This window comes from Ralstonia sp. 24A2, from assembly GCF_051783885.1.
GTDB lineage: Bacteria > Pseudomonadota > Gammaproteobacteria > Burkholderiales > Burkholderiaceae > Ralstonia.
Genome location: NZ_JBPVZD010000002.1, coordinates 580,770 through 600,815, shown reverse-complemented (window position 1 = coordinate 600,815; position 20,046 = coordinate 580,770). Strand labels below are relative to the sequence as shown.

General features: G+C 63.9%; 22 protein-coding genes. 11 read left to right on the top strand and 11 right to left on the bottom strand.

The genetic code is table 11. From position 1 onward, the window contains the following. Positions 1-197 precede the first annotated feature (197 nt). Positions 198-1,103 (top strand): amino acid ABC transporter substrate-binding protein, encoded by a 906-nt coding sequence (locus ACS13N_RS07620; protein WP_438931089.1) that lies wholly within the window; start codon positions 198-200, stop codon positions 1,101-1,103. Positions 1,104-1,448: 345 nt separating this feature from the next. Here ACS13N_RS07620 and ACS13N_RS07615 read toward each other — a convergent pair whose 3' ends face one another. Both ACS13N_RS07615 and ACS13N_RS07610 read right to left on the bottom strand, forming a co-directional pair. Further along, the gene (locus ACS13N_RS07615) at positions 1,449-3,167 is read right to left on the bottom strand and encodes a GMC family oxidoreductase (protein WP_438931088.1); all 1,719 of its coding nucleotides are present in this window, start codon (positions 3,165-3,167) and stop codon (positions 1,449-1,451) included. Positions 3,168-3,394: 227 nt separating this feature from the next. Then, positions 3,395-4,003: a LysE family translocator gene (locus ACS13N_RS07610; protein WP_438931087.1), complete on the bottom strand. Its 609-nt coding sequence runs from the start codon at positions 4,001-4,003 to the stop codon at positions 3,395-3,397. Positions 4,004-4,106: 103 nt separating this feature from the next. Between ACS13N_RS07610 and ACS13N_RS07605 the strand changes: the two genes are divergently transcribed. Next, the gene (locus ACS13N_RS07605) at positions 4,107-5,015 is read left to right on the top strand and encodes a LysR substrate-binding domain-containing protein (protein ID WP_438931086.1); all 909 of its coding nucleotides are present in this window, start codon (positions 4,107-4,109) and stop codon (positions 5,013-5,015) included. Between the two features lie 17 nt (positions 5,016-5,032). On the opposite strand, the gene ACS13N_RS07600 is transcribed toward ACS13N_RS07605, so the two are convergent. From ACS13N_RS07600 to ACS13N_RS07580, 5 genes are all read right to left on the bottom strand, one after another. Next, positions 5,033-5,689 (bottom strand): VOC family protein, encoded by a 657-nt coding sequence (locus ACS13N_RS07600; RefSeq protein ID WP_438931085.1) that lies wholly within the window; start codon positions 5,687-5,689, stop codon positions 5,033-5,035. 143 nt (positions 5,690-5,832) lie between these two features. Further along, on the bottom strand, positions 5,833-6,108 hold the full coding sequence (locus ACS13N_RS07595) for a hypothetical protein (protein WP_021197012.1): 276 nt from the start codon (positions 6,106-6,108) through the stop codon (positions 5,833-5,835). Between the two features lie 408 nt (positions 6,109-6,516). After that, positions 6,517-7,791, bottom strand: a complete 1,275-nt coding sequence (gene drt2, locus ACS13N_RS07590; protein WP_438931084.1) for an antiviral reverse transcriptase Drt2 — start codon at positions 7,789-7,791, stop codon at positions 6,517-6,519. 559 nt (positions 7,792-8,350) lie between these two features. After that, the gene (locus ACS13N_RS07585; RefSeq protein WP_438931083.1) at positions 8,351-8,572 is read right to left on the bottom strand and encodes a hypothetical protein; all 222 of its coding nucleotides are present in this window, start codon (positions 8,570-8,572) and stop codon (positions 8,351-8,353) included. Between the two features lie 128 nt (positions 8,573-8,700). Beyond that, positions 8,701-9,147, bottom strand: a complete 447-nt coding sequence (locus ACS13N_RS07580) for an acyl-CoA thioesterase (protein WP_438931082.1) — start codon at positions 9,145-9,147, stop codon at positions 8,701-8,703. Positions 9,148-9,329: 182 nt separating this feature from the next. On the opposite strand from ACS13N_RS07580, the gene ACS13N_RS07575 reads away from it, so the two are divergent. Continuing rightward, a complete protein-coding gene (locus tag ACS13N_RS07575) occupies positions 9,330-9,764 on the top strand; it encodes a universal stress protein (protein WP_438931081.1) in 435 nt (144 codons plus the stop codon). Positions 9,765-9,781: 17 nt separating this feature from the next. Here the strand turns inward: ACS13N_RS07575 and ACS13N_RS07570 are convergent, their stop codons facing one another. Next, the gene (locus ACS13N_RS07570; RefSeq protein WP_438931080.1) at positions 9,782-10,570 is read right to left on the bottom strand and encodes an IclR family transcriptional regulator; all 789 of its coding nucleotides are present in this window, start codon (positions 10,568-10,570) and stop codon (positions 9,782-9,784) included. A 205-nt stretch (positions 10,571-10,775) separates the two neighbouring features. Here ACS13N_RS07570 and ACS13N_RS07565 point away from each other — a divergent pair, with 205 nt between their 5' ends. From ACS13N_RS07565 to ACS13N_RS07530, 8 genes are all read left to right on the top strand, one after another. Then, the gene (locus ACS13N_RS07565) at positions 10,776-11,540 is read left to right on the top strand and encodes an ABC transporter substrate-binding protein (protein ID WP_021197018.1); all 765 of its coding nucleotides are present in this window, start codon (positions 10,776-10,778) and stop codon (positions 11,538-11,540) included. A 14-nt stretch (positions 11,541-11,554) separates the two neighbouring features. Continuing rightward, positions 11,555-12,226: an ectoine/hydroxyectoine ABC transporter permease subunit EhuD gene (gene ehuD / locus ACS13N_RS07560; protein WP_438931079.1), complete on the top strand. Its 672-nt coding sequence runs from the start codon at positions 11,555-11,557 to the stop codon at positions 12,224-12,226. Beyond that, positions 12,223-12,984: an amino acid ABC transporter ATP-binding protein gene (locus tag ACS13N_RS07555; RefSeq protein WP_438931078.1), complete on the top strand. Its 762-nt coding sequence runs from the start codon at positions 12,223-12,225 to the stop codon at positions 12,982-12,984. Before ehuD ends, ACS13N_RS07555 begins: the two co-directional genes overlap by 4 nt. Then, positions 12,981-14,300: an NAD(P)/FAD-dependent oxidoreductase gene (locus ACS13N_RS07550; RefSeq protein WP_438931077.1), complete on the top strand. Its 1,320-nt coding sequence runs from the start codon at positions 12,981-12,983 to the stop codon at positions 14,298-14,300. Before ACS13N_RS07555 ends, ACS13N_RS07550 begins: the two co-directional genes overlap by 4 nt. Positions 14,301-14,475: 175 nt before the next feature. After that, complete coding sequence (locus ACS13N_RS07545) at positions 14,476-15,264, top strand: COG4705 family protein (protein ID WP_438931076.1); 789 nt, start codon at positions 14,476-14,478, stop codon at positions 15,262-15,264. 10 nt (positions 15,265-15,274) lie between these two features. After that, entirely contained in the window at positions 15,275-16,039 is a 765-nt protein-coding gene (locus tag ACS13N_RS07540; RefSeq protein WP_438931075.1) for a COG4705 family protein, read from the top strand. Positions 16,040-16,057: 18 nt separating this feature from the next. Continuing rightward, a complete protein-coding gene (locus ACS13N_RS07535) occupies positions 16,058-16,723 on the top strand; it encodes a response regulator transcription factor (RefSeq protein ID WP_438931074.1) in 666 nt (221 codons plus the stop codon). Then, positions 16,699-18,060 (top strand): ATP-binding protein, encoded by a 1,362-nt coding sequence (locus ACS13N_RS07530; RefSeq protein ID WP_438931073.1) that lies wholly within the window; start codon positions 16,699-16,701, stop codon positions 18,058-18,060. The genes ACS13N_RS07535 and ACS13N_RS07530 overlap by 25 nt, the downstream gene beginning before the upstream one ends. A 20-nt stretch (positions 18,061-18,080) precedes the next feature. On the opposite strand, the gene ACS13N_RS07525 is transcribed toward ACS13N_RS07530, so the two are convergent. The 3 genes from ACS13N_RS07525 to ACS13N_RS07515 all read right to left on the bottom strand — a co-directional run bounded on the left by ACS13N_RS07525 (position 18,081) and on the right by ACS13N_RS07515 (position 20,007). Next, the gene (locus tag ACS13N_RS07525; protein ID WP_438931072.1) at positions 18,081-18,941 is read right to left on the bottom strand and encodes a DMT family transporter; all 861 of its coding nucleotides are present in this window, start codon (positions 18,939-18,941) and stop codon (positions 18,081-18,083) included. Between the two features lie 363 nt (positions 18,942-19,304). Continuing rightward, positions 19,305-19,709 carry a nuclear transport factor 2 family protein gene (locus ACS13N_RS07520; protein WP_438931071.1) on the bottom strand — a complete coding sequence of 135 codons (405 nt, stop codon included), beginning with the start codon at positions 19,707-19,709 and terminating at the stop codon, positions 19,305-19,307. Positions 19,710-19,734: 25 nt separating this feature from the next. After that, a complete protein-coding gene (locus tag ACS13N_RS07515; RefSeq protein ID WP_048935252.1) occupies positions 19,735-20,007 on the bottom strand; it encodes a metal/formaldehyde-sensitive transcriptional repressor in 273 nt (90 codons plus the stop codon). Positions 20,008-20,046 lie beyond the last annotated feature (39 nt).

Genomic DNA, 20,046 nt, shown 5'->3' with positions numbered 1-20,046 from the left:
TAATGCGCGCCCATGGCGGCGCGTGACATTGCTTCACGTTTCGGCATTCCCCGGGGGGAGTGGCGGCGCGCAAGCCAGTTCTGAGCGATTGGCTAGGCCTTGCCTGCCAACCGGTTGCTCAGATGGCCGCGCCGACAGGGCAGCGAGGCGGCCAGCCGTGCCCAGATAGCCCTAACCCTCTCCTAGGACCTTTGACGATGCTGTTCCCTGCGCGCACGTGGCTGCTGGCCGCGCTTGCCGTTCCTGCGGCGTTTTTTGCTGTTTCCGCTTCCAACGCAGTGGCCGCCACCCCAACGCTCGATCGCATCCGCGATTCCGGCACGGTGCACGTGGCCTACCGTGAAGATTCCATCCCGTTCTCGTACCTCGACGGCACCAAACCGGTCGGCTACACGATCGACATCTGCTCGCGGCTGATCGATTCGCTGCGCACGTCGCTCAAGCGCCCGGACCTGAAGGTGCTGTACGTGCCGGTGACGGCCGCCACCCGTATGGACGTGGTTGCCTCAGGCAAGGCCGACATGGAGTGCGGCTCGACCAACAACTCGCCGGATCGCCGCGAGAAGGTGGCGTTCACCATTCCGCACTACATCACCAAGGGCCGCATGCTGGTCAAGGCGAACTCGGGCATCCAGCAATGGGAAGACCTGAACGGCAAGACGGTGGTGGCGGCGCGTGGGTCGACCAATGCGGAGCTGGCACGCAAGCTGAACGAGAGCGGCATGACGATGCGTGTGGTGGATGCCAACGATCTGCGCAGCGCCTTCGCCATGCTGGCGGATGGCCGCGCCGTTGCGTTTGCGGGTGACGACATCCTGCTCTCGGGCATGCGCGCCACGGCCAAGAACCCGGCGGACTTTGCGGTGACCGGCAAAACGCAGCTTGTGTCGTCGTACGCGATCATGCTGAGCAAGCAGGACCCCGAGTTCAAGAAGATGATCGACCAGTCGATGACGCGTCTGATCGTTGATGGCGAGGTGCCGAAGCTTTACAAGAAGTGGTTCCAGCAGCCGATTCCACCGAATGGCGTGAACTTGGAAGTGCCGATGAGCTATCTGCTGCGGGATTCGTTCAATACGCCGACTGACAGCGCTGGTAACTGAGGCGGGTTGTGTTGCGTGGATTGCTGGGTGGTTATGTCCGGCAATCTATTGATGTTGTTGGTGTGCCCCGGTTTCGTCCCCTGCCGGGGCCGACTCACTTTCTTTGTCTTGCCAAAGAAAGTAAGCAAAGAAAGGCGCGCCCGAGATGGCGACCCCCTCCTTGAATTTCTGTCGCAGGGAGGGGAAGGGGAAAACTCGCTTCGCTCAGACAGTTCCCCTTCCTTTCTCCTCCCTGCAACAGAAATTCAAGGCGCCATCTAGGGCAGGGTACGGCCAAACCATCGGTCTGCATGCGTTAGCGCCGAGGCTCGTCCTGTTGGATCGTGGCTCGGCTTTTGCCCGTGTTTAGTGCGCCTCGACCGGCGTGGTTTGCGCAGAAGTCCCTGCCACTACATTCAGCGTCGGGCGTCCGCCTTGGCGCATCAGATCTGCCGCGCGCTCGGCAATCATGATGATCGGGGCGTTGGTGTTGCCGCAGATCAGCGTCGGCATGACCGAGCCGTCGATCACGCGCAGGCCGGTCACACCGCGTACGCGCAATTCTGGATCGACCACGGCCATTGCATCATCTGCACTGCCCATCTTGCAGGTGCCGACGGGGTGATAGATCGTGTCTGCGTGCTGGCGGATCAGCGCGCGCACGGCTTCGTCATCCGCCCCATCTCCTCGGATGTCTCCCGAATACAGCTCACGCCCGCCCAGGTCGGCCAGCGGCCGCTGCGCGAAGATGCGCTTCACCGCGCGGAAGCCGGCGAGCATGCCGTTCATGTCGTCCGGGTCGGACAGGAACTTCGGATCGATGAGCGGCGCCTCGCGTGTGTCGGCGGAGGCCAGGCGCACCTCGCCACGGCTCTTCGGGCGCAGTACGCACACGTGGCACGAGTAGCCGTGGCCGTAATTGAACGTGCGGTTGTGGTTGTCGGCCATGGCGACCACGAAGTGCAGTTGCAGATCGGGCTCGGCCAGATCGGGGCGGCTCTTGATGAAGCCGCCGGCTTCGGCAAAGTTGGTGGCCAGCATGCCGCGCCGCTCGCGGCGGTAGCGCAGGATCTCGCTCAGCATGTGGGCGCTGCCGCGCAGGGAATAGCCGATCAGATCCAAGTTGAAGACCTTCTTGTGCAGGATGATGTCGAGGTGGTCCTGCAAGTTCTGGCCGACGCCGGGCAGGTCCTGCACCACCGGAATGCCCAGCGAGCGCAGATGCTCCGCCGGGCCGACGCCCGAGGCCATCAGCAACTGTGGCGAGCCGAACGCCCCCGAAGACACGATCACCTCGCGGCGCGCATGCAGCGTCTCTGTGCGGCCCGCGCGCTCCACCGTTACGCCCGTCGCGCGCTTGCCTTCAAAGACGATGCGCAGGGCCTGCGTTTCGGGCAGTACCGTCAGCTGGCGGCGGTTGCCGCTGAAGGTGGCGTCGGTCTTGTCGCCACCGTGCAGATAGGCGCGCGCGGCGTTCCAGCGTTCGCCATTGTGTTGCGTCACTTGGTACGGGCCGACGCCTTCCTGATCGGGGCCGTTGAAATCGTCGTTGCGGCGATAACCTGCCGCGGCCGCCGCATCAACAAAGCGGCGGGCGATCGGGTTGCCAGTACGCAGGTCGCTTACGCGCAGCGGGCCGGTGCCGCCGTGCAGTGCGTCGTCATCGCGGCCGGCAAAGCGCTCGTTGCCTTCCGAACGTTTGAAGTAGGGCAGCACGTCGTTCCAGCCCCAGCCAGTGCAGCCGAGCGAGGCCCAGTGGTTGTAATCGTTGGGCGTGCCGCGGATGTAGATCATCGCGTTGAGCGACGAGCTGCCGCCCAGCCCACGCCCGCGCGGTTGGTAGCCCTGGCGCCCGCCCAGGCCCGGCTGCGGCACGGTCTCAAACCCATAGTTGCGCTTGTTCTTGAACGGCAGCGATGCCGCGCACCCCGCCGGCACCCACACCGAGAGGTGATGGTCATGCGGCCCCGCCTCCAGCAGGGCGACGGTCACGTCCGGGTCTTCGGTCAGTCGGCTGGCAAGCGCGCAACCGGCCGAACCGGCGCCGACGATGACGTAGTCGAAAGTGAGCGAATCGTTGGCCATGGGTGTCTCCGGATGTGTTTTTGTTGGGCGAGCGCCGCCGCCGGCTGACTGCCGGTCACGAACTCACATCCTAGGCGCCACGGGTTGTTTCAAACGGTCGGGCTAACCCGCATTAGAGGCATCGTTCGATGTCATGCAGCAAAGGCGGCACGGCCCGCGCAAAAACCGTTGCCACAAGACGCCATCGGGCACATCGCAACGCAGCAAATCAGGCTGCACGCCCCCGCTCAGGACGTCCACATCGGCACGATGGACACGGCCAGCAGCACCCCCAGCGCCGCATTGAGCACACGCCACTGGCGCGGCGTCTTCAGCAGCCGCGCCAGCACGATGCCCGCTGCGCACCACAGCGACAGCGACACAAGCGCCGCAAGCCCGAAGGTCGTACCCAGCAGCGCCGCCAACTGCAGCGGGCTACTCGCCAGCATCGCAAAGGACGCCGCTGCACCCAGCGCCATCGCCCAGCCCTTCGGATTCAGCCACAGCAGGCAGGCGCCGCCGAGCAGCGTGATGGGCACGGCGGCGTTGGCGTTCAGGTTGGGCGGCCCGCTACGCGCCACCTTCCACGCCAGCCACAGCAGGTAAGCCGAGCCCGCCGCCTTCATCACCAGCAGTAGGCTCGGCGCGGCCAACAACAATCCGGCCAAGCCTGCCGCCGCACCCGCCGCCAGCGAGGCCAGCCCCACGGCGATCCCCACCATCAACGGAATCGAGCGCCGAAACCCGAACTGCGAGCCCGACGCCGTCGCCAGCGTGGTGGCACCACCCGGCGACACCGTCGACACCACGGCAAACAGCACGAGCGGCGCAATGGAGGGAAGCAGGTCGGCTGGCATGAAGGCACCCTGGGTACGTGATGGACGACCCACTGTAGAGCGCCACAAACCATTAGCAAATCGAAGGTTTTTGATGCCGTGCATTAGCACCTAGAATGCATCGATGGCCAAGAACCTCGACATCACCCTCGTCCGCACCTTCGTTGCCGTGGCGGAAAACGCCAGCATGACCGTGGCCGCCAACGCGCTGCACCTCACGCAGGGCGCCGTCAGCCAGCAGATCAAGCGGCTCGAAGATGCCTTCGAATGCCGCCTGTTCGAGCGCGATGGCCGGCGGCTCGAACTCACCCACGCGGGTGAGCGCTTCCTCGGCCGCGCCAAGCGCCTGCTCGCCCTCAACGACGAAGTCTGGGCCGACATGGCCGCGCGCCCGCTGCAGGGCCCGGTGCGGCTGGGCGTGCCGTATGACCTTGTCGGCACCATCTTCCCGCCCATCTTCAAGGCGTTTACCGAGGCGTGGCCATCGGTGGAGTTGACCATCGTGTGCGGCACCTCACCCGAGCTTGCGGAGGGCATCGCACGCGGCGAACTGGACGTTGCCGTGATCGAAGCCCCGGTGGACGAAGCCACCGGTGAATGCCTGTGCGTGGAACGGTTGGTATGGGTGGGCGCACGCGGCGGCAACGTGCATGCGAAGCGGCCGCTACCGCTGTCGATGGTGGATGAGAGCTGCGCCTTCCGCGCCCGCGTGCTCAAGGTGCTGGGCGAGCAAGGCATCGAATGGCGCACGGTGTTCGAGAGCGGCAACATCGAAGCGACCACCGCCACCGTGCGTACCGGCCTGGCCGTGACCGCATGGCTCACACCGACGGTGCCGGCGGACCTGGACATCCTCGGGCCGGAAGCCGGCTTGCCGGAACTGCCGATGTTTGCGATCAGCCTGCTATTGCCTGCGCAGGGTGCGAGTGCTGCGGCGCAGGCGTTGGGGCAATGTATTCGTGAAGGGTTCTCTACGCGGCACCGGGTCGGAGAGCGGCGCGTGATCGGAACCGGTTGGGATCGCGCGGCCTGACCGGCCCGCGCGTGCTGTTACACGCCACCGCCTTCGATCTGCACGCGCCCATTCGGGGTGTCGAGCACGAGTGTCAATGCTGGCCGCGCCGCATCGGCAAATGCGACATACCGATTCTCCGGGCTGTCGGCATTCCAGCCCAGTTCATCCAGCTTGGCGCGAATGGCGGCCATCTCCGGATGCGCGAGCCGGAATTGGTTCAGGTGGAGGCCGACATCCTGCATGTTGTCAACGGGGCTCTTGCCTCCGGCCCAGTCGATCATGGCCGGCAGGCATCCGGCCGCTTCCGCCTCGCCGTCTTTGCGGTGGAAGAAGTGCCATCGCAGATCTCCACGCGACACCTCAAGCAACTCGTGTTGCGATGCGTCGATCGCGTTGCGCGCCAAACCGGGAAGGCTGGCAACCCAGCCAAACAACCGGGGCGCGTCTTCCAGCTTGCCGTCCTGCGTAAGACGGTCCAGCGCAAACCAGCGGGTCCGGTTTGGCGCAGGCGCCTCCGGGTCAATGGCAATGAATTCGAGGAAGATGCCCGGCGCAATCCGGGTCACCAGGTTGTGCGTTCCCATCAAGGGATGCTTGCCGCCGGCTGGCAGCTTCACGCCGAACATCTGCCAGGCATACGCGTGCGCCTGGACGAGAGATTGCGCGGCGAAGGCGATGTGGTCGATCTTCAAAACAGCTCCCGCTGGACTGCGTCAGAAATCTGCGGGGCTCAGCATGCCACAGGGCACTGCATGGTGTTTCTTGGGACACCGTTGTTGGCTGGTGGCTTGTTACCGGCATCCCCGCCCGTCTCGGGGATACGTCCCTCTGGTTCTTACCGGCTTTCGCCAGCCCGCTCTACGGCGGTGAGCACTTCCCACGTTTCAGGGTTCACCTGACAGCCTTCCAACGTCATCAGCACAAACGCGCCGATGGCATCGAGAAAGCCTGCCCGGTACTCGGGCGGGTGCATGCCCGAAAACGCCATTTCCCAACGCAGCACGTTCGGCTCGTACCGCTGATGCCGGTGCAAGTCGGATTGCGTGCGGCAGAGAAAGTCCCGCGCCGCCAGTGCGCCGGTTAGGTAGATGCGGCGTTTGCTGGGCGTCATGGGCGGCCTCCCAAAACGTGACGCGCTGAACGCCAAGGGGGTGGGGAAGGGTAAGACGCGGGGCGATGCCCGCTGAGTGCGGTAGCCATGTGGCCTCCTGAGGTGATTGCAGGAGACCCGCCATTCGCTGCGAACGAGGGTGGCGGGCCCGACGACAGGGTTCGCAGACCGGCCACCTCAGGAAACCGGCAGACCCGAAGGTCTCCCTGCCCGGCCCGCCGCTGAAAGCATAGGCGTGCGCAAGCACCGGACATGAAAACGCCGCGCTAAGGCGGCTGTCCGTCTGAGGTATGTGGAAGGGCTGCGAAACCCGGTCACCGCAAAGGCGGTGACGGTAAGGATTATAGCTTTGCGCCGTGCACTTTCAGGAAGGTGAGACGAATCTTCATGAACTTTTATGCCGTCTCTCTAAATTCGCATTGCGCCTTTCAATCTCCCCCACAACGGCTTTACTTGGCGTTTTATAGTTTTCGTCCCAATTATCTCGGAAGCTCTAATCGCATATGAGATGAAGTTTCTTCGCCCGAGATAAGAGTATCTCTTGTACAACTTGCCTACATAGAGATCACGTGGGGCTTCGCCACGTGCCACACGAAGTTCATTTCGACGCCGCATGGTTGCTCGTGCCAGTCGCACACCGCGCCTCATTCGGTCCGAGTACTTGGCAAGAGATGCCGACCGGATAAAAACGTCTCTTCCGTCGAACATAAAACCCAAATACTGTAGCGGCTTCGCTGAGCTCAATCCTTTCGGCGTCATCCGGAAGAACCGCTCATCTGTTTTTTCTGGATGAAGAGGAAGATGATGCGCTGCGGCCATAGTTTCTGCTAATTTCCTAAACGATGCCCCAGCACCCTTTGGAACAATGATTAATATGTCATCACAGTACCGAAAGTATCGTCCACCAGCCTCACTCGCAGCAGTCCACATAGCTTGATCGAAATCGATCATGTAGATGTTAGACAACATCGCGCTAATCGGAGTGCCTTGCGGAATTCCGCGTTTGTCGGTATGCCGTTGAATTAGCTTCAACCCCCTCACGATATCTCTAAATTCCTCCGGCTTGCAGACTCGAAAACCTGCAGCATGAGGATTGTGCTGTGATATGCCTAGGGCCGCATATAGGTAGCGCTTTTCGACAAACGTGTACTTGGTCAGTGATTTATAAACACTATAGTGGTCGGATGGCAAAGAGCCCGCACTAAGGACAGCCGACCATTTCGCCTTCAAGACGGCGTGATCTAGATTTCCAAAGAAATCACTAAAATCCGAAGCGATAACATCGCACTCACCGACGGCTCGAATTGCATCAAAAGCATCGCGCGCAAAGTGAATGTTGTTTTTTCCGAGTCGCCTAAATGCGAGCACCGCAGACGAGAAGCCGGATTTTTCTAGGTATGCTTCATAGCACTCACCCAGCAGGAGCGCATAGTATGCGTAGATATGACTATCGAGATGAGCCGCATAGCTGACGTTTCTCTCTTTCTCTTTTGAAACAAGTATCTTCGTTGCCTTATCCCACTTCACCTTCTTGCTTTTAATGGTGAATCTGATGAGCGGATAAAATGCATGCGCAGCGACACGCGCCGGAGAGGATACAACCGCATGCGCGGCCTTCTCCCCAATGGGGGGATCAAAGTGAATATAGCGCCGACGCCGATACCAATCGCTTGAAATCATCATCGCTTTTACTAGCAAACCGAGGGAGCGATGGTTGGCGGCAATCCATAGCCGCTCCCCCGGATATACCGCAATGTTCTTTACATTATCTCACCCAGCATCTGGTGCTGGGCTTTGGCCGCTAATGTTAGAGATGACGTATCATGTCAACATCGACTTGGAGTTCCGAATGACGGAAATCGCGGTCTGGTTGTTGTCACTGTCTCAGATCTGCCTACGTTGCAGTCCGATTCAGCTTGACAACCTGTGACGTTCCTCTGCGGCAAATCCGGAGAGCTCGACCACTCTAAGTGAGTGACAAGATGTTTGCAAGCAGCAGGGAATCGCCAAAGTAATTAACCCCAAAGTGGGGGCCATATCCTACTCGGTTTAGCTTTTAAAGCACAAATAACAATAGCGGAGACCTATCGGTCCAAATATAGATACAGGGCGAATGGTCTCGAAGGCTGATTCAATACTGTAACCAGCAGGTCATCTAGGCATACTCCGGAAATAATCCCAGAGAAACAAAAACCCCGCCAACCGGCGGGGTCCCCCAAATCCTTTCGAGCCTGCAAGCGAATCAAGCCTGCGGCGCGGCCCCATCTTCCGGAGCAGCCTCGGCGCCTTCAGCCTTGGCTTCGTCTTTCTTTTCCACCATCTCTTCCAGCGCGCCTGCGCCCTTGAAGCCGGCAACGGCGGCAACAGCCTTGGTCAGCAGGCCGGCATCCGGATCGACTTTCTCGGTGGCTTCAACAGCGGCGACGGCGCCAGCGATCTTGCCCACTTCATCCAACAGTCCCATGGTCACCTCCGCGTGATTGAACAGGGAGAGCCATCTTCCCACCGGCAAGCGGCGAGAGCGCAAACAAAGTTAAAAATTTTCGCGCGCTGTCGTTTGCGTCGACTTGGCGTCACGCGACGCCTGTTCACTTACTCGGTTTCTGCGCCGGCAGGGGTGACGACGAGCGCGGTCAGCCGTGCACGTGTGCTATCGGTAATCGCGGCCGATTGGCGCGTAGCGATGTCAATCTGCACGATCACCGACTGCGAGGTCGCAGCGCAGCGGCCGCTCTGGAAGATGGCCTGCTCAAGCTTGACCGAGCTACGCCCGATGTGGGCCACACGCGTGCCGATCTGCACCGAGCCGGGCCAGAGGATCTCGTTGCGGAAGTCGAGCACAAGCTGGGCGATGACGAACTCGCAGCCGGGTGCAGCCAGCGGGTTGTCGGGGTTGAAGAGCAGTTCGACGCGGCCGGTTTCCAGATACGTGGCGAAGACGGCGTTGTTGATGTGGCCCTGGCGGTCGGTGTCGCCGTAGCGGAGCTTGTCGGTGGCCTGAAGGGGGAAGTCGTGGATCGTTGGCGTGGGCGTCGTCATGTCATGCAAGGAATCGGGTGAACCGATGCATTCTGCCTGCTTTCTTGGAGAACGTTGACGGCGCTGCCGCACCCAGCCCAAAGGATTGACGCGTATCAACGTGCCGTTCCCTGCAGGCTTTACCTTGGGAGTGCGTACCGCCCGCGCATCCCGACGGGCGCAAAACACGACACGGAGGCCACATGAAAACCCTGGTGCTGGCAACAGACGGTTCGCGCTATTCCGACGCCGCTGCGCGCTGCATTGCCGACAAAACGCTGTTTGGCAGCGATGTCGTTGTACACGTGGTGCACTGCATGCCCGACTTGTCGGGCGATATCAAATCGCTGGTCGGCAAGGCTGAAGTTGACGCTTGGTATGCAGAGGAGAGTAGCGGTGCGATGCGCACGGTGTGCGCCATCCTGACCGAGGCCGGCGTACCGTTCGAGACGCACGCGCTGGTGGGCTTCCCGCCGGAGCGCATCGTGCATCACGCCAAAACCGTGGGGGCGGCAGCCATCGTCATCGGCTCGCACGGACGCGGCGTGTTTGTGGAGGCCGTCATGGGGTCCGTAGCTGGGCGCGTGGTTGCCCATGCCGAGTGCCCGGTGTTGCTGGTGAAGGCGCCCAAGGCATAACTCGGGGCGCCACGGCGCTACCCCAGCGCCCGCACCGACGTGCAGATCGCCCGCGCCGATTGCAGCAGCGCCGGCCCCAGCTTGTTCTCCATCTCCTCCGGCGTCCAACGCCCGGTGGGCGCGACGAGGTGAATCGCGCCCAGCGCCCGCCCGTTGCCGCTCACGATGGGCGCGGCGATGGTCATGTCGCCGAGGAACAGTTCTTCGCGATTGATGGCGTAGCCACGCTGGCGGGTTTCGCGCAGCGTTTCCATGATGTCGGCCACCTCGGTGCGCGTGTGCATGGTGTGCGCAACGCGGTGCGATTTCTCGACGATGGCCAGCGCCTCGGGCACGGGCAGTGCGGCCAGGTAGGCGCGGCCGGATGCCGTGCAGTACATCGGGATGCGGCTGCCGATAGGCATGTGCACCGGCACGAAATGCGCGCTCACAAAGCGGGCCACGTACACCATCTCGTCCTGGTCGGGCTCGGTCAGGCAGGACGTTTCCGTGGTCACCTTGGTCAGCTCGGAAAGAAACGGGTTGGCCACGTCGATGAGCGTGTCGGCAGCCAGGTAGTTGAAGCCGATCTTCATGACCGCCGGGGTGAGTTGGTAGCGGCGCGTTTGCGGGTGCTTGCGCAGGTAGCCGAGCTGCTCCAGCGTGTAGACCATGCGCTGCGCCGAGCTTTTGTTGATGCTCACGGCGGCGGCCACTTCGGCAATCGTCATGGTGCGGCGCTGTGCGTTGAAGGCGCCCAGCACGGCCAGCCCCTTCTCCAGCGACTGGTTGAACAGCAGGTTGGGCGCGTCGTCGGTGTCAGTCATGGAAGTGGCGCCTGAGTGGCTTGTACACGGTCTTGAGATGACCAAAGAATCGCATATCAATTCATATGCGTCGATTAGTGGTTTTCCACAATTATAGGTCGATGCAACACGCTCGAATATTGGCACACGCATTGCATAAGGCTGAACCGGACCCCGTCGATTCACATTCGGGGTGCGTCTTCTTTTCGTTGCTTGGAGGGTTGCCATGTCTGTTGTCACCACTTTCCGTCGCGCCGCACTCGTTCTGTGCATGCTCGGCACCGCATCGTTCGCCTGGGCGCAGGGTAGTGCGCACACCTACAACGTGGGCGCCACGGCCACGGGCGTGCCGTTCACCTTCCTCGATGTGAAGACCAACTCCATCCAGGGGATGATGGTCGACACCGTCACGGCCGTGGGCAAGGCCGGCGGCTTCAACGTGAACGTGCAGCAGACGGTGTTCTCGGCGCTCATCCCGTCGCTCACGTCCAACAAGATCGACATCATCTCGGCGGCGATGCTCAAGACGCCGGCACGCGCGCAGGTGGTGGACTTTTCCGACCCGGTGTACTCGTACGGCGAGGGCCTGATCGTCAAGGCCGACGACGCCAAGAACTACGCCACGCTCGATGACCTGAAGGGCGAAGTGGTGGGTGCGCAGGTGGGCACGGTGTTCCTCGACATGCTCAACAAGAAGGGCATCTTCAAGGAAGTGCGCAGCTACGACTCGGTGGCCGACATGACGCGCGATCTGGCACTGGGTCGCATCAAGGCGGGCCTGGGTGATCAACCGATCATCGCGTACCAGATCCGCCAGAAAACCTTCGAAGGCGTGAAGCTCGCGCCCAACTACAAACCCGCCAACGTGGGCGATGTGTGCCTGGTGGTGCGCAAGGGCGATACCGAAACGCTCAACCGCATCAACAAGGCCATCGCCAAGATCAAGGCCGACGGCACGCTGGACGCCATCGTGAAGAAGTGGGGCATCTGAGCGGGTGATGCGTCATGAGTGTTGCAACGTTTATTGAACACGCGCAGGACTTCCTGCCGATCCTGTTGCAGGGGGCGGTGGTCACGGTGCAGGTGACCGTGCTGTCGTTCCTGCTCAGCAGCGTGATTGGGCTGGCCCTGGCGCTGATGCGGTTGTCGCCCATCAAGGCCGTGTCGACGGCGGGGGCGACCATCGTCAACGTCATTCGCGGGCTGCCGATCATCGTGCAGCTCTTCTATATCTACTTCGTGCTGCCGGACATCGGCATTCAGCTCACCGCGTTCCAGGCGGGCGTGATTGGGCTGGGCATTGCGTATTCCGCGTATCAGGCCGAGAACTTCCGCGCCGGCATCGAAGCGGTGGACCCGGGCCAGCGTGAAGCCGCCGAGGCGATGGGCATGCGCGGCGCGCTCATCATGCGGCGCGTGATCCTGCCGCAGGCGTTTCGCATTGCGCTGCCGCCGTACGGCAACACGCTGGTGATGATGCTCAAGGATTCATCGCTGGTGTCCACCATCACCGTGGCGGAGATGACGCGCGCCGGGCAGCTCATTGCCTCGTCCACGTTCCAGAACATGACGGTCTACACGCTGGTGGCGCTGCTGTATCTGGTGATGAGCCTGCCGCTGGTGTACTGCCTGCGCCGGCTTGAACACCGCATGGGCGCAGGGAGGGCCAAGCGATGATCGAGATCCGTGATCTGCAGAAGCACTTTGGTGACCACCACGTGCTGCGCGGCGTGAGCCTGCACGTGGACAAGGGCGAAGTCGTCTGCCTGATCGGCCCATCGGGCTCGGGCAAGTCGACCGTCCTGCGTTGCATCAACGGGCTGGAGTCGTATGACGGCGGCGAGATCCGCGCGTTCGGCGAACGTGTCGACCGCAACAGCAAATCCATCCACACGCTGCGCAGCCGCATGGGCATGGTGTTCCAGCGCTTCAATCTCTTCCCGCACCGCAGCGTGCTGGAGAACGTGATGGAAGGCCCCGTCTACGTGAAGGGTGAACGCCCGGAAGCTGCACGCGCCAAGGCGATGACGTTGCTGGAAAAGGTGGGCCTGGCCGCCAAGGCGCAGGCGTTTCCGAACCAACTCTCCGGCGGTCAGCAGCAACGCGTGGCGATTGCCCGCGCGCTGGCGATGGAACCCGAGGCGATGCTGTTTGACGAGCCGACGTCTGCGTTGGACCCGGAACTCGTTGGCGATGTACTGGAAGTGATGCGCGCACTTGCCCGCGAAGGTATGACGATGATCGTCGTCACGCACGAGATGGGCTTTGCGCGCGAGGTGGCTGACCGCGTGTGCTTCCTGCACAGCGGCACCATCGTCGAGGAAGGGCCGTCCGCGCAGGTGCTGGGCGCGCCGCGCCAGCCGCGTACGCAAGACTTTCTGCGTCGCGTGCTGCACAAGCCCGCGGATGCCACGGCCGGAGACCTTGTGCCATGACGCAGCCGCAACTCGACATCGCATCCGGTTCTTTCGGCGGCGAGCCTCTGCCGCCGTCGCTGTGGGCTGCCACGGCACCAGCCGCACCACCCACGCCGCCGTTGCTGGATTCGACCAGCACCGACGTGCTCGTCATCGGCGGTGGATACACAGGGCTGTCTACCGCGCTGCATCTGGCTGAGCGCGGCACCAACGTCATCGTGCTCGAAGCCAACGACCCGGGCTGGGGCGCCTCCGGGCGCAACGGCGGGCAGGTCAACCCAACACTCAAGCACGACCCGGATGAGCTGGTAAGCCTGTTCGGCGCCGCACGTGCCGAGCCGTTGATCGATGCCGTTTCTCGCTCGGCCGATCTGGTGTTCGATCTGATCGAGCGGCACCAGATCGACTGCCAGCCGGTGCGCGCAGGGTGGCTGCAGCTCTCCTACTCGGACAAGGCAGTACCGGCGCTGCATGCGCGCGCACGGCAATGGGAGAAGCGCGGCGTGCCGGTGGAAATGCTCGACCGTACTGCCGTCGCCAAACGGGTTGGCACCGAAGCGTTTGCGGGCGCGTGGCTCGACGGCCGCGCGGGTGCCATCCAGCCGATGGGATATGCGCGCGGTCTGGTGCGCGCCGCACAGCAAGCGGGCGCTGCCGTGCACGGGCACACCGCCGTGACCGGACTGGAGCGGCAAGGCACGCAGTGGATCGCCACCACCAGTACCGGCGCGCTGGTACGTGCACAGCGCGTGGTGATCGCCACCAACGGCTACACCGGCCCGTTGTGGCCCGGGTTGGCACAGACCGTACTCTCCGCCAACAGCTTCATCGTCGCGACCAAGCCGCTCAAGACGGCGGATGCGCAAGCGATCCTGGCGCGCGGCGAGACAGCTTCCACCTCGCAACGGCTGCTGCTGTATTTCCGCAAAGACGCAGCCGGGCGCCTGCTGATGGGTGGACGCGGCTTTTTTGCCGAGCCGCGCAACGCGCAGGATTTTGCACACCTCGAACGCTCACTGGAGCTGCTGTTTCCGCAGTTGGGGCCGCTGGAGTATGAGTACCGCTGGGCTGGCCGCATTGCCATCACGCGGGATTTCATGCCGCACATTCACGAACCCGCACCGGGCGTGACGATGGCGCTTGGCTGCAACGGGCGCGGCATTGCGCTATGCACCAGCCTGGGCCAGCACATCGCCGCGCGGCTGACTGGCAGTGGCGAAGCGTTTCCGTATCCCGTGTCGCCCATCACGCCGATCCCGCTGCATGGGCTGCAGCGCTTCTACATTGCGGCGGGCGTGGCGTGGTACAGCCTGCTCGACAAGCTGGGCGGCTGAGCGCGGTCCACCCTCGCTCAAGCCTCAGCACCTAGCGGGGAGAGGGCGGCGCGCTCGTGCAGCGCCGCGCGCCTCATAGATAGCCATGTGGTGACACCACATCGCATCCCCATCTATGGGGCATCTAAGTCTGGCCAGGCAGACTGCGGCGGAATCCCCCAACCTCCGCTCGCATATGGACGCCGCATCACACCTCGGCCGGCGCAACAAGGTGCCCGAAGTCACCGCACTGTTCTGGATCATGAAGATGATGTCCACAACGGTGGGGGCGGCTGCGGCCGATGCGCTCAACCTCGGCTGGCAGTTGGGGCTGGGCGGCACGACCGTCGTCATGGGCGCGCTGTTTGCGGCGGCGTTGGGGGGCCAGCTCCGCACGCACCACTACCTGCCGTGGCTGTACTGGATCACGTTGCTGCTGGCGAGCGTGTTCGGCACGCTCGCCGTCGATCTGCTCACGGCACGCGCAGGCCTGCCGCCAAGCGCGTCGACGGTGGTGTTGTCAGTGGCGCTGCTGGCCACGCTGGTGCTCTGGCACCGCCGCGCGGGCACGCTCGCCCTGGATGCCGTCGACACCCCCGCACGTGAGCGCTTCTACTGGCTGGCGGTGCTGCTGGCCTTTGCGCTCGGCACTGCATGCGGCGACTGGCTGATCGAGGGCCTGCGCCTCGGCTATGCGCAATCGGCGCTGGGTTTTGGCGTGCTGGTTGCCGTGGCGGCCATGGCGCGCTTCGGCTTTGGCGCGGGTGCCGCGCCCACGTTCTGGTGGGCCTTCGTGATGACGCGCCCGCTGGGTGCCGCCTGCCGCGACCTGCTCGCCCAGCCCGAGGCCAACGGCGGCCTGGGCCTAAGCACCGGCGCCGTCAACGCGCTCTTCCTGGCGGTGGTCGTGGGGCTCGTGGCCTACCTGTCGGCGCTGGAGCACACGGCGGACACCCCACACGATTCTTCGGTTTCACAAAGATAGGGACATCCTCATGACCACATCCCGCACTCTCCCCAGCAAACTGCCCGAGATCACACTGGCGTTCTGGATCATGAAGATTTGCGCCACCACCCTGGGCGAAACCGCCGGCGACCTGCTGTCGATGACGCTCAAGGTCGGCTACGCGGCCAGTTCGATCCTGCTGATCGGCGTGTTCCTCGTCACGCTGGGTGCGCAACTGCGCAGCAAGGCGTATCACCCGCTGCTGTATTGGGCGGTGATCCTCTCGACCAGCACGGCCGGCACCACACTGTCGGACTTCATGGACCGCACGCTGGGGCTGGGCTACGCCACGGGCTCGACCATTCTCGCCAGCCTGCTGTGTGCGGTGCTTGTCTACTGGAAACTGAGCCAGAAATCGCTGTCGATCGCGAACGTGCGCAGCGGCAAGCAGGAGCTGCTGTACTGGGGCGCCATCCTCGTGTCCAACACGTTGGGCACGGCGCTGGGCGACTTCCTGGCGGATTCGTCGGGGCTGGGTTTTGCGGGTGGGGCGCTGCTGATTGCCAGCGTGATTGCGCTGATCGTGGCGGCGTATTATCTGACCGGCATCTCGCGTGTGGCGCTGTTCTGGATGGCCTTCGTGCTGACACGGCCGCTGGGCGCCACGGGCGGTGACCTGCTGACCAAGCCGATCAGCGCGGGCGGCATGAACCTGGGCACGGCGGGCGCATCACTGGTGCTACTCGCGATCCTGCTCATCACCATCGGCTATACGAGCTGGCAGGCGCGGCGCGATGCCATGCAGTCTGCTTGAGCCACCACCAGAAACCGAATGCGCGTTCTCCTTGTTGAAGACGACCCGATGATCGGCGCGGCCGTGGATGCCGCGCTGCGCGACGCCGCCTATGCGGTGGACTGGGTGCGCAACGGCCAGACCGCGCTGGACGTGGCCGCGCATCAACACTACGACGTGCTGCTGCTCGACCTCGGCCTGCCGGGCAAGGATGGCCACGCCGTACTCAGCGCGCTGCGTGCCCGCGACAACCCGGTGCCGGTGCTGATCCTGACCGCGCGGGATGCACTGGACGAGCGCGTGCGCGGCCTGGATGGGGGCGCCGACGACTACGTTCTCAAACCCTTCGAGATGGCCGAACTGCTGGCCCGCATGCGCGCGGTGCTGCGCCGCAAAGGCGGTGCCGCCGCCCCCGTGCTGACCAACGGCCTGCTCACGCTCGACCCGGCCGCGCACGAAGCGCGCATGGGCGATGGCGAGCCGGTACGTTTGTCCGCACGCGAGTTTGCGCTGCTGCAGGCGCTCATGCTGCGCCCGGGCGCCATCCTCTCACGCTCGGAGCTGGAAGAGCGCATCTATGGCTGGGGCCACGAGGTGGCCAGCAACGCGGTCGAATTCCTCATCCACGCGCTGCGCAAAAAGCTCGGCGCGGAGGCCATCAAGAACATCAGGGGCGTGGGATGGATGGTGTCAAAGGGTGGGTGAGAGCGTCGCTACAGCGGCGGCTGTCGCTGTGGCTGTCGATCATCATCATCGGCATGGCGGTGCTGGCGGGCGGCTTTGCGTTCGTTTCCGCCTTCAGCGAGGCGCATGAACTGCAGGACGACGTGCTGCGCCAAGTGGGCGCGATGTTCGACCCCGAGCATCTGCCCGCGCCGCCCGCGAGTCCCGAAAGCGCTCCACCCGTTTCCGATCAGGAAGCCCGCGTGATCGTGCAGGTGCTGCCTGGCGCGGATGGCATGGTTGCGGCCGGTACGCCCGCACCGCGTCTGGCGTTTCCGCCTGACCTGGTGGACGGCATGCAGACCGCGCACGCCGGCAAGCGCGAATACCGCGTATGGGTACGCACCCTCGACAACGGCCAGCGCATTGCCGTCGCGCAGGAAACCGCCGTGCGCGACGAGACCGCACGCGACAGCGCCGTCCGCACGCTGATGCCCTTCGTGATCCTGGCGCCGATCCTGCTGCTGGCAGTGGCTGACGTATTGCGCAAGATGTTCGCGCCCATCAAGCGCCTCGCGCATGAGGTGGACCAGCGCGACGAGCGCCAACTGCACGCCATTGCGCCCGAGGCCGTACCCGACGAGGTGCGCCCCTTCGTGGTGGCCATCAACCGGTTGCTGGCGCGCGTGGGGCAATCGATGGAAGCGCAGCACCGCTTCGTGGCCGATGCCGCGCACGAACTGCGCACGCCGCTCACCGCACTGTCGCTGCAGGCGGAGCGGCTCGGGCAGGCGCCGATGTCTGCCGAAGCCAACGAGCGCCTGGCCACGCTACGCCAGGGCATCGAGCGCAGCCGTGGGTTGCTGGAGCAATTGCTCGCCTTGGCCCGCGCACAGGAAGCCACCGGCGTGCCGGAGAGCACCGTCTCCGTCCAGCGCATCTTCCGCAACGTGCTCGAAGACCTGATGCCACTGGCCGAAGCCAAGCGGCTGGACCTGGGCGTCACCACCGAAGCCGACGCCCGCGTGCATGCCAACGAGCTCGACCTCTTCGTCGTCGTGCGCAACCTGGTGGACAACGCCATCCGCTACACGCCGGACGGCGGCAGCATCGACCTGTCGATCACCACCGAAGCCCGCGTGGTGTCCATTGCCGTGCAGGACAGCGGCCCCGGCATCCCCACGGAGGAACGTGCGCGCGTGTTTGATCCGTTCTACCGTGTGCTCGGCAACGAGGCGACGGGCTCGGGGCTCGGGCTGTCGATCGTGAGCACGGTAGTGCAACGGCTGGGCGGGGAGGTGCTGCTGGAGGATGCAAAGAGCCTCACGGGTGGGCTGCGGGTGACGGTGCGGCTGCCCCAGGCACAAGCACAAGTCTGAAGGCAGCCGCCGCACATCACCTATCGCTGCGCGCGAAACACCACCGCCAACCCCAGCAGGATCATCCCCATGCCCGCCATCGCCACAGTGGAAAGGCGATGGCCCAGGACCACGTCATCCAGCAGCGCCGTCACCACCGGCACGAGGTAGAACAGGCTCGTCACGTTGACGAGGTTGCCGCGCTGCATGAGCCGGTAGAACTGCAGTTGCGCACCCACTGACATGACCACGCCCATCCACAGCAAGGCAACGATGCCGGGCATGCTGGGTACGAAGGCACTGGGCATCGGCTGCGCAAACAGGAAAACCGCGCACAGCACCAGGCTCACCGCGTTCTGCAGCGGCAGCACGTCAATCGGCGCCTGGCCCAAGCGCTTCTGCCAGATCGCCCCCACCGTCATGCTGGCCAGCGACACCAGCGCGTAGCCAAGGCCAGCCAGCGGCACCTGCTGCGCATTGGCACCACCCACGACAAGCGCGAGCCCACCTAGCGCCAGCACCAGGCCCGCCATGCGTCGCGCTGACCACGCACGCTCCGTTGCCAACAGCGTCAGCAACGGCTGCACACCGAGCACCGTGGCCAGCAGCCCCGGCGTCAGCCCACGGTCGAGCGACAGCAGATAGCAGATCGCATAGCCGCCGGTCAGCAACGCACCGGTGCCCGCGACCTTCCACCGCGTGCCCGGCGCAGGCCACCATCGCCCGCGCCGAACGCCCAGCCCCGCCAGCACCAAAGAGGCCAGCGCAAACCGCCCCACCAGAAACGCGAACGCCGGGACATGCTGCACCCCGATCTCCGCAAAGATTGCACCGCTGCTCCACAGCAGCACGAACAACACCGTCGCGCCGGACCCTGCCAGCGCGGCTCGCATGGAACGCATACCACTCACCTGTCGAAAAGGAATGTCGGGTTCCGGCGCGCAGGCGTGCGCCCGCCTCGGGTTCAAGCCCGAGCCTGGATCAGGTCAACCGGAAACGAAGCGGCTGAAGGTCAGCCGCGAGCGAACAGGCACGGCGGCGGAGCGCCGACCATGCCGTGGCCCGGAGGGGCCGCAGGTGGGGAAAGCGGAGGGAAGGGCCCAGGCTGCACGCACACGTCATCCACGCGGGCGCGACGGCCGGCGGCGAGGAAGGTGGCGTGAAGTCGGGACATGGATGCGAAGAATCAGAATTTGCCGAAGGCGTTGCAGCAGGTTAGCGAGGTTGGCCGCACCGCGCAAGTGACACGCGGCCTTCGCTCAGCGTCAGCCCGCCGCGTGTGGGGACTGCAGATACACCTCGTGCCACAAGCTGACCTTGCCTGCGTCGTCAAAGCGCAGCAGAAGCATGGCCTCGAACTGGTCGACCGCACCGTGGGTGCGCGTGACCGATGCGCGCATGCCAAGCACCACACCTGCGGCATCCGCCACCGTCTGCGTCACCTTGTAATCGATCGACGCAATGGTTTGCTTGAAGCCCTCAAGAAACGCCTTGTAGTTCGCGTAGTTGGCATCGTAGTGCCGCCCGTTTGCGAACACGGTGAACTGCTGTGCAAAGCGTTCAGCGATGACGGCCTCGGTGAGCACCGTGTCGTGTCGCAGATGCCGGCGGTTCCAGTCGAGCAGGGCGTGCGCGTGCTGGAGGTTGTGTTCGGCGGCTTGCATTGTCATGGGAAGGGAACGGGAGAGCGCTGCGTTACTTCAGGTACGACTTGATCACCTGCATCACGGCGTCGAAGTCCTCTTGACGCTGCGCCTCGGTCGGCTCCTTGACCACGTGATCCATCAGGTGGCCTTCAAGGACGGCCGCCATCAACCCGTTGACCGCACCACGAATGGCCGCGATCTGCTGCAGGATGGCCGTGCAATCCCCCTCTTCGCCGAGTTGTTTTTCCAGCGCAGTCGCCTGCCCCTGGATGCGCCGTACACGCGCCAGCAGCTTGGCTTTGTCGCGGATGGTATGGGCCATGGATCAGGTATCGGGGTAATGTGAATGACGCAGAAGGGT